The 8,391-nt window shown below is 64.5% G+C and carries 8 protein-coding genes; 3 read left to right on the top strand and 5 right to left on the bottom strand.

The window, feature by feature from the left end; all coding sequences use genetic code 11:
- From WBF82_RS12825 to WBF82_RS12815, 3 genes are all read left to right on the top strand, one after another.
- Nucleotides 1–881 (top strand): AMP-binding protein (locus WBF82_RS12825; protein ID WP_424383397.1); only part of this gene is annotated, 881 nt, incomplete at its 5' end.
- Complete coding sequence (locus WBF82_RS12820) at nt 878–1,615, top strand: enoyl-CoA hydratase/isomerase family protein (RefSeq protein ID WP_424383396.1); 738 nt, start codon at nt 878–880, stop codon at nt 1,613–1,615. The genes WBF82_RS12825 and WBF82_RS12820, both read left to right, overlap by 4 nt.
- An 11-nt stretch (nt 1,616–1,626) precedes the next feature.
- Nucleotides 1,627–2,097, top strand: a complete 471-nt coding sequence (locus WBF82_RS12815) for an SRPBCC family protein (RefSeq protein ID WP_424383395.1) — start codon at nt 1,627–1,629, stop codon at nt 2,095–2,097.
- Between the two features lie 91 nt (nt 2,098–2,188).
- Here the strand turns inward: WBF82_RS12815 and WBF82_RS12810 are convergent, their stop codons facing one another.
- The 5 genes from WBF82_RS12810 to WBF82_RS12790 are packed head-to-tail and all read right to left on the bottom strand — an operon-like array spanning nt 2,189 to nt 8,386.
- Nucleotides 2,189–3,685, bottom strand: coding sequence for an AMP-binding protein (locus WBF82_RS12810; protein WP_424383394.1), 1,497 nt, complete (start codon nt 3,683–3,685; stop codon nt 2,189–2,191).
- Entirely contained in the window at nt 3,670–4,443 is a 774-nt protein-coding gene (locus WBF82_RS12805; RefSeq protein ID WP_424383393.1) for an SDR family NAD(P)-dependent oxidoreductase, read from the bottom strand. Before WBF82_RS12805 ends, WBF82_RS12810 begins: the two co-directional genes overlap by 16 nt.
- Before the next feature lies 1 nt (nt 4,444).
- Nucleotides 4,445–6,025, bottom strand: coding sequence for an AMP-binding protein (locus WBF82_RS12800; RefSeq protein ID WP_424383392.1), 1,581 nt, complete (start codon nt 6,023–6,025; stop codon nt 4,445–4,447).
- Between the two features lie 20 nt (nt 6,026–6,045).
- Nucleotides 6,046–6,786: a GntR family transcriptional regulator gene (locus WBF82_RS12795; protein ID WP_424383391.1), complete on the bottom strand. Its 741-nt coding sequence runs from the start codon at nt 6,784–6,786 to the stop codon at nt 6,046–6,048.
- Nucleotides 6,779–8,386 (bottom strand): SMP-30/gluconolactonase/LRE family protein, encoded by a 1,608-nt coding sequence (locus tag WBF82_RS12790; protein ID WP_424383398.1) that lies wholly within the window; start codon nt 8,384–8,386, stop codon nt 6,779–6,781. The genes WBF82_RS12795 and WBF82_RS12790 overlap by 8 nt, the downstream gene beginning before the upstream one ends.
- Nucleotides 8,387–8,391: the final 5 nt, after the last annotated feature.

The raw sequence follows: 8,391 nt of genomic DNA, 5'->3' as shown, positions 1-8,391 counted from the left end.
CGCCGGGCTTTGATGCCGAGCGCACCCTGGCCGCGGTGCAGACGGAACGCTGCACAGGCCTGTACGGCGTGCCGACCATGTTCATCGCCATGCTCGGACACCCTGACTTCGCCCACACCGATCTGTCGTCGCTGCGTACCGGCATGATGGCCGGATCGGTGTGTCCGGTCGAGGTGATGAAACGTTGTGTCGCCGAGATGAACATGACTGAGGTGGCGATCGCCTACGGCATGACCGAGACGTCGCCCGCCTCGTGCCAGACGCTGATCGATGACGACCTCGAGCGCCGAACCGCCTCCATCGGGCGGGCACACCCGCATGTGGAGATCAAGATCATCGATCCCGACACGGGCGATGTCGTGGAACGGGGAACACCTGGCGAATTCTGCACCCGCGGCTACTCGGTGATGCTCGGCTATTGGCGTGACGACGCCCAAACCCGTGAGGTGGTCGATGCCGACGGGTGGATGCACACCGGAGATCTTGCCGTCATGCGGGACGACGGATACTGCAACATCGTTGGGCGGCGAAGCGACGTGGTCATCCGCGGCGGGGAGAACATCTATCCGCGCGAGGTCGAAGAATTCCTCATCACCCATTCCGACGTCGACGAAGCGCAAGTCGTCGGCGTCCCGGATCCTGACTACGGCGAAGAGATCTGTGCCTGGATCCGGATGAGGCCCGGGCGGCCCCCGCTCGACGCTGATGCGGTCCGCGCCTTCGCGACCGGAAAGGTGGCGCACTATAAGATCCCGCGCTACGTGCACGTCGTCGACGAGTTTCCGCTGACCGTGACGGGCAAGGTTCGCAAAGTCGAGATGCGTGCGGAAAGCGCGCGGTTGTTTGGGCGCAAAGCCCATGACAGAGTGGAGGATACGTGACCAGCACAGAGGTGACCGACGACGACGGCGTGACCGTGGTCCGATTCGACCATCCGCCGGTCAACGCTCTCGACCTTGACTTGCTCGAGGCGATCATCGCTTCGATGCGAAGCGTCGAAGGGCCCGTCGTGATCACCGGCGCCGGACGGTGTTTCTCGGCGGGTGTCGACCTGCGCGCGATCGTCGACGGCGGCGCCGAATACGCCAAGCGCTTCGTAACCGCGCTTTCCGAGGCGTTTCTCGCGGTCTTTGACCACCCCGCGCCGGTGATCGCAGCGGTCAACGGGCATGCCATCGCCGGCGGGTGCGTCCTCGCCATGTGCGCCGACATACGGTTGATGTCGGCCGGGACGATCGGGCTCACCGAGCTTGCCGTCGGTGTCCCGTTCCCGGTCGCCGCACTTGAGATATGCCGGTTCGTGATGGGGACCGCCGTGGCCCGGGCAACGCTGCAGGCCAAGACGATTGATCCGGACACCGCCTTGGCGCGGGGTTGGATCGACACCATCGTCTCGACTGACGAGCTGATTCCGCAGGCGATCGCGACCGCCCGCGAACTCGGTCAGTACTCCCCGGCGGTGTACGCCGCCACCAAGCGACGCCTGCACCAACCGGCACGCGACGCGATCGATGCGGGCACAAACATAGACACGAAGGTTCGGGATAGTTGGATGACCGAAGAAACACGCAGCCGTATCGGCGCATTTGTCGAAGCGCTTGCGCGTAACCGCTAGGTGGGCCGACTGTGAGCTTTTGGATCACCCAGACCGCGCACACGCTGACCGAAGAGATACCGGCCGCGCCAGATGCGGTGCGCGACTTTTACGTGGACCTGGGCAACATCACAGTTGTTCACCCGCTGGTTGTTTCGGTGCAAACGATATCGCGCGACGAGACCGCGGACGGTTACGTCCAGACCTATCGGGTGCGCGACCGCATCCCGGTGGCGATGTTCGCACTCCGGGTGAGTTACTGGGCTCGGGTCGAGGTTCCGGTTCGCGGAGATGTGCTCACCGAAGCGCGTCAGTTCCCCCGGGTGCGGTTACGTGGCACGGTGGCGTTCGAGCCGATCGATGCGGGCACCCGTCTCACCGAGCGGTTACGGATCGCAGCGCCCCGCCCGCTGGCTGCGCTGACCCGTCGTGAAGCTGTCAATGCGCATACCGCGATGCTGTCGGGCATTCGTAGCCACTTCGAAACACAATCGGCTCGATAGGGGCCGGCCTGTCGCGGAGGTTGGTCGCGGGTTGCGTTGGAATTGCGTCTATGGCTGTGGTTTTGTCACGAAGCACAACCCTGGACGCACTTCAAGGAAGAGGCTGCGCGTTCAGTTGCGCACGTAATTCGCGTTTGAGCACCTTGCCGTAGCTGTTCTTCGGTAGCTGGTCCACGGCCAGATAGCGCTTCGGGCGTTTGAAGCGGGCGATGCGCTGCAGCAGGTGCGCGTCCAGCTCGTCGGGTTCGGCCCCGCCGACGATGAACGCGACCACGATCTCACCCCACTCCGCATCCGGCGCCCCGACCACACACGCTTCCGACACACCCGGATGCTCGAGCAGGGCCTCCTCGACCTCTCGGGGATAAATGTTGGTCCCGCCGCTGATTACTACGTCTTTCGAACGGTCGTGCAGCGTCAGATAGCCGCGCGCATCGAAGGAGCCCACATCGCCGGTGCGTAGCCAGCCGTCGCGCAGCGTCGCGTCAGTGGCTGCGGCATTGTGCCAGTAGCCGTCCATGACAACGTCACCGCGGCAGACGATCTCGCCGATCTCACCAACGCCGGCCGGTGAATCGTCGGCCCGCAGCACCGCGACGTCCATGCCCGATCGTGGATAGCCGACCGATCCCAGGATTGCGTCGTCGGCGACATCGTGGTCGGCGCGACGTAAGCCGGTGATGGTCATCGGTGACTCGCCTTGGCCGTAAATCTGGGCGAACACCGGCCCGAACGCCGCCAGCGCTTTCTTGATGGTCTCCACATACATCGGGCCGCCGCCGTAGATGATCGTGCGGAGCTCGCTCGGACAGGCGCGGCCTGTTTGAATGACTCGCTGCACCATCGTCGGTGCGAGGAAGGCGCTGCAGCCCGGATGCTGCTCACACAGATCCAGGAATTCGTCCGGATCGAACCCGCTGCGCCTCGGCACCACCTGGCGAGCGCCGCGCAGCACGTAGGCCGGGATATAAAGGCCAGAACCATGCGACATCGGTGCGGCGTGTATCAGAGTGCACCCCTCGTCGGGCGCGTCGATGTCGGCGAGGTGGGCGAGCGTCATCGCCATCAGGTTGCGGTGGGTGAGCATGGCGCCTTTTGACCGGCCCGTGGTTCCGCTGGTGTAGAACAACCACGCCAGCGTCGACGGATCGGTGCCGGGCACCTCTGCGGGCGCACCGGTCAGTCGACATGAGTAGGCTTCTGCCTCAATGCTTTCCACCGGAAAGGCACAGCCCGACTCGAACTCGGCAGCGATGGCTGCCGAGGCGAAGATCTGCGAGACCCCCGCATCCTCCAAGATTTGCAGCATCTCGCGGGGATGAAGTTTGTAGTTGATCGGCACCGCGACACGCTCGGCCGCCCAAATCCCGAATAGCAGCTCAACGATCTCCGGGCGATTTTCACTGATGATCGCGACCCGTGCGCCCGCCGGACTGTGTTGCCGGATCGATCCCGCCAGGCGCAGCGCACGGTCCCGCAGCTCCCGCCACGTGCAGCAGCGCCGCTCGCCGTGATAGACCGCACCGCGATCCGGAAAGCGCTGCGCCGTCTGCTCGAGCAGCGCGAACAAGTTCACCGGGCCGTCCACTCCGAGGTCAGCGCGAACTTCGACAGGTATTTCGTGGAACTCCAGCCGCCGTCGACCACGATGGTTTGTCCGTTGATGAAACTGCCGCCGGGCGAGCACAGGAACGCGACGGTGCTCGCTACGTCGTCGACTGTGCCCAATCGTTGGTGTGGTGTCATCTCGGTGTTGATCCGTCGAAATCCCTGATCCTGCAGGCGTTCTTCGGTCATCGCGGTCTGAATCACGCCGGGAGCTACGGCGTTGCAGCGTATTCCGTGCGATCCGTATTGACAGGCGATATGGGTGGTCAGCGCGGTCAGGCCACCTTTGGCCGCGGAGTACGGGCCGCCGCGCAGACCGCCGACGACGGCGAACGTCGATGTGATGTTGATGATCGCCGAGCCGGGCTGCATGTGCGGCAACACGTCACGAGCTAGCCGGAATGGCGCGCGCAACATCACGTTGAGGAAGTAATCCAGTGTTTCGTCGTCCGTTCCGTGTAGCGGGGTGGGATTTCCGACGCCTGCGTTGTTGATCAGGAAGTCGATGCGACCCCAGCGTTCGACCGCGGTTTCGACGATGCGGCTGGGTGCGTCATCGTCGGTCAAGTCGACCGCAACGGTGGCAATTTGATCGGAAGCGCCAACGGCTTTAGCCAACTCGGCCAGGCGCTGTTCGTTGCGGCCGGTAGCCAGCACCGCCATTCCCATTTCGGAAAGCTTTCTCGCGCAGCCAAAGCCGATGCCGCCCGTTGCGCCGGTTACGATCGCTACCTGCATGTCATCCGTCCGTCTTCGTCAGGGCCGCCTGGATCTGGTGCTTGAGCACCTTGCCGGCGTCGTTTCGCGGGAGTTGCTCCCAGATAACCACTTGTTCGGGCGCTTTGAATGTCGCAACCCCTTGGTCCTGCAGGAAACTGCGCAGGCTCGCGACGTCAGGCCGCGACTGATCCATCGGCACGATCACGGCACACGCACGCTCCCCGGTGCGGGCATCCGGCAGGCCGACGACGGCGATCTCCGCGATGCCGGGGTAGTCGATGAGGATGTCCTCGATTTCTTTCGGCGCGATGTTCTCGCCGTTTCGGATGATGACATCTTTGCCCCGCCCGGTGACGACGAGGTAGTCGTCATCGACCCAGCGGGCGAGATCGCCCGTGCGGAAATATCCGTCGTCGTCGAAGGATTCGACCTCGTCGTCGGCGTGCAGGTAGCCGACCAGCATCTGCGGGCCGCGCGCATGAATCTCGCCACCACGGAGGTCGATGCGCGCGAATCCCGCCCGCCCATCGGTATCCGCGGCATGGTCTGGGTCGAGTGGGGCGCCGACCGTCGTCACCGGGACTTCGGTCGAGCCGTACACCCGGGTGACCGTGGCGCGCTCGAAATACCCGGTCGCTCTGCGGATCAACGACGGGGACACCGAAGCGCCCCCGCAAATGAACAACTTCAAATCCGGCAATCGGGTACCGGCACGTTCGGCGGCGGTGAGCATCTGCTCCAGAAAAGGTGTCGCTCCCGCGATGTGGCTGCAGTGTTTCGCCCCGATGAGATCGACCGCATCGTCGGCGTTCCACTGTTCCATCAGCACCGCGGATGTGCCCAGTAGCAGCGGGCACTCGAACGCGTAGATGGAGCCGCCGATATGCGCGATCGGTGACGGAACCAGAAACCGGTCACCGGGCTGTACCTGCCAATGGTCGCGGATCTGACAGATCAGCGCGTGCATCGAGTTATGGGTGTGCAGCACGCCTTTCGGGCGGCCGGTGGTTCCCGAGGTGTAGAGAATCATGCGCACAGCATCGGGGTCGAGCATCGGCAGCTGCACCGGCGACGAGTTCGCCGCAGGCAGTGGCGTGCCCCCGCGGACTACGACAACCTCCGGGGGCGAATCCAGCTGGCCGACCACCCGATCCAGCATCGCCGCGTAATCGTGCCGTCCGAAAACCGAGGGGACGAAAATCATCCGAGTGTCCGCGTCATTGAGAATGAACAGCAGCTCCCGATCCCGCAGTGACGGCAGGATTGGGTTCACCACCATTCCGGCCATCGTCGATGCCAGGTAAATGATCGCGGCCTCATGCCAATTGGGCAGCATCATCGACACCACGCTGCCGGGTGGCATGCGGGTCAGCATCGCTTGCGCCAGTGCCGACGATTGTTCGTAGAGGCCCCTGCAGTCGATTTCGCAAGTACCGTCGATCAGAACAGTTCGCAGCGGTGTGCGCTGCGCGGCCTCGATCAACGAGTCAGCCAGGGTGGTATGCACCCACCACCCGCGGCCATAGGCGTCGGCGGCGCGGTCGTCGTCCCAGCGGACCCGTCGTCCACTGATCGATTTTTCGGTCACGTTGCTTGGCATCAGCGATCTACGCGTTGAGCCTAGCCGCGGACCCGTCGCATCGTCATCGAGTGACGGAAACGCGCGGCGGGATGGGTATTGATCGTCACCTGGGCAACCTCGCCGTCAGATGTGGCGTAGGTGCGGTGAACTTCGAGGCCCGGGCTACCGGACTCGACGCTGAGCTCCGCGGCGAGTACCGGCGAGATCAGCACAGCGGCGATCTCCTGCCGCACCTCGACGATGCTCAACCCGAAGAGGTCTTCGATCAGCGGGAATATCGGACCACTATGACGTTGCAACAGTCTGCCCACACCGGCAAACGCCCGGTTGATGTAGTACTCGGTTCGGCACACCGGATACGTCGCACCATCGATTTGGCGAAAACCGCGAACGGCCAACCATTCTTCGCCGGCGCTAAGCCCTGTTCGGCCGGCCAGCTCGTCGTCGATGCGGACCATCCCGGTGGATTCGATCGCGAATTGCGCGCCGGTGGCAAAGGCCAGCAGATCATTGATCGAGACGACATCTTGAACATAGGAGTCCGACGACGGCCGCGGAACCACGAGTGTGCCGGCCCGCGGCCGTGACGCGACGAGGTTGTCGTCGCGCAGCCGGCGCAACGCCTCGCGGATGGTGTAGCGACTAACCGAAAACCGTTCGCACAGTTGGTGTTCGGTGGGCAGTTGCGATCCCACCGGATACACGCCGTCGACGATCTCTTTCCGCAGCGCTCGGGCGACCTGTAGGTAGCGGTGGTCGGTTGGCCGGTCGTCAGCCATCGCCGTCGTCCTGCCGGATCGCGAGCACGCTGCCCTCCGCGTCGGCCGAAACGTAGATCGTGCCGTCGGGCCCCGCGGCGATGCCGGCGAACGGTCCCTGCGGCCCGGAGAACGGTGGCATCCCTTTCAGCGGCTTCGGTGATACCCCATGCGGAGCGCCGACCGGCAAGCCGGAGGCGATGGTGTGCCGGGTTCCGTCGTTCAGATCAACGACGATCAACGTCTTGGCGTCGGCGTCGACGACATATAACTGCTGCCCGCGGACCAGAATGCCTTGTGGCCGTTGTAAGTCATCTACCACCGTTCGGACGCCGGATCCGGTGAGTCCGACTACTCGCCCGGCGCCTGCTTCGGAGACCAGGCAGGTGCCGTCGGGCGCAAACGCCAGCCCGATCGGATCGTGCAGGTCCGAAGCGATCACGTCGGTGCGCCCTGCGCGAAGTGCTAATACCCGTCCGGTCCCGAGTTCGGCGGCGATGACCGCACCGTCAGGGGCCGGCGCCACCCCGTAGAGCTGATCGAATCCATCTGCCAGCACATCGGTTTCGCAGCTGGCGGGCCGGTAGCGCGACACTTGACCACCCGAGGTGGTGACGACGAACTCGCCAGGTCCGGTTGGAGCCAGGCCACGCAGGAAACCCGGATAACCCGGGGTGAAAAGCATGCCCACGGTCTGCAGGGTGCGATCGGGCAGCAGGACGTAGAAGTAAGTGCCGTCGGCTATGTAAAGCTTGCCGTCGGCGCAGACGGCAAGATCCAGCGGCCAGTTCAACCCGCCCGGTAACACGGTGGAAGTCCTTCCGCCGTCGAGGATTTCGGTGATCTCGCCGGTGAAATTCGAGACGAACAGCCGATCTCCCACGAAGGTCGAGTTGTCCAGGCCGGGGCTGAGATCGGCCAGCACCGTCTGCTCGCCGGTACGCGGGTCGATGCGCAACACCTGGCCGCTGTGCACCTGGGTCGAGACGATGTGCCCCGTCGAGTCGAACTTCACCGAATCGGGTACACCGAGGCCGGTGGCGACTGTTTCAGGCGCACCACCGTCGAGGCCGATGCGCCAGATTTCGTTGGCGCCCATCACCGGGAAGTACAACAATCCGTCCGGGCCGACCTCCATTGCGTTGGGGGACGGGACATTCTCCAGCAGCACCCGCGGCGGCCCACCACCCACGTCAAGCTCGAGCAGACGCCCGCCTTCCCGACACTCGCCGATAAACAACCGCCCGCGGTGAACGGTGATCCCGTTGGCGGAGGGGACATCGTCGCGTAGCACCCGGGTGCGGCCGTTGGCGCCGCGCGCGCTGACTCGACCGTCCATGACCTCGGTGGCGTAGAGGGTGCCGTCCGGGTCGAACGCGACGTCGTCGGGCGCGATGATCTCGCCGCCCTTGGCGCTGATGGTTTCAAGCCGGCCGGTATCGATGTCGAGGGCACTGATCTGACTGCCGGTCACCTGCGCGATGTAGATCCGGCCGTCGGGTCCGGTCCGTAGGCCGTTGGCGCCGAACAGCCGGCTCGGCGGCGTCAGCCGGTCCAGTCGCCAACCCTCGGCGAGGCTCGGCGAGATTCCGGTACCGGAGCGCCCTTCTTGCAGCAACATCGGGT

It is taken from the genome of Mycobacterium sp., from assembly GCF_049673265.1.
GTDB lineage: Bacteria > Actinomycetota > Actinomycetes > Mycobacteriales > Mycobacteriaceae > Mycobacterium.
This window is presented reverse-complemented; position numbering and strand designations above follow the sequence as displayed.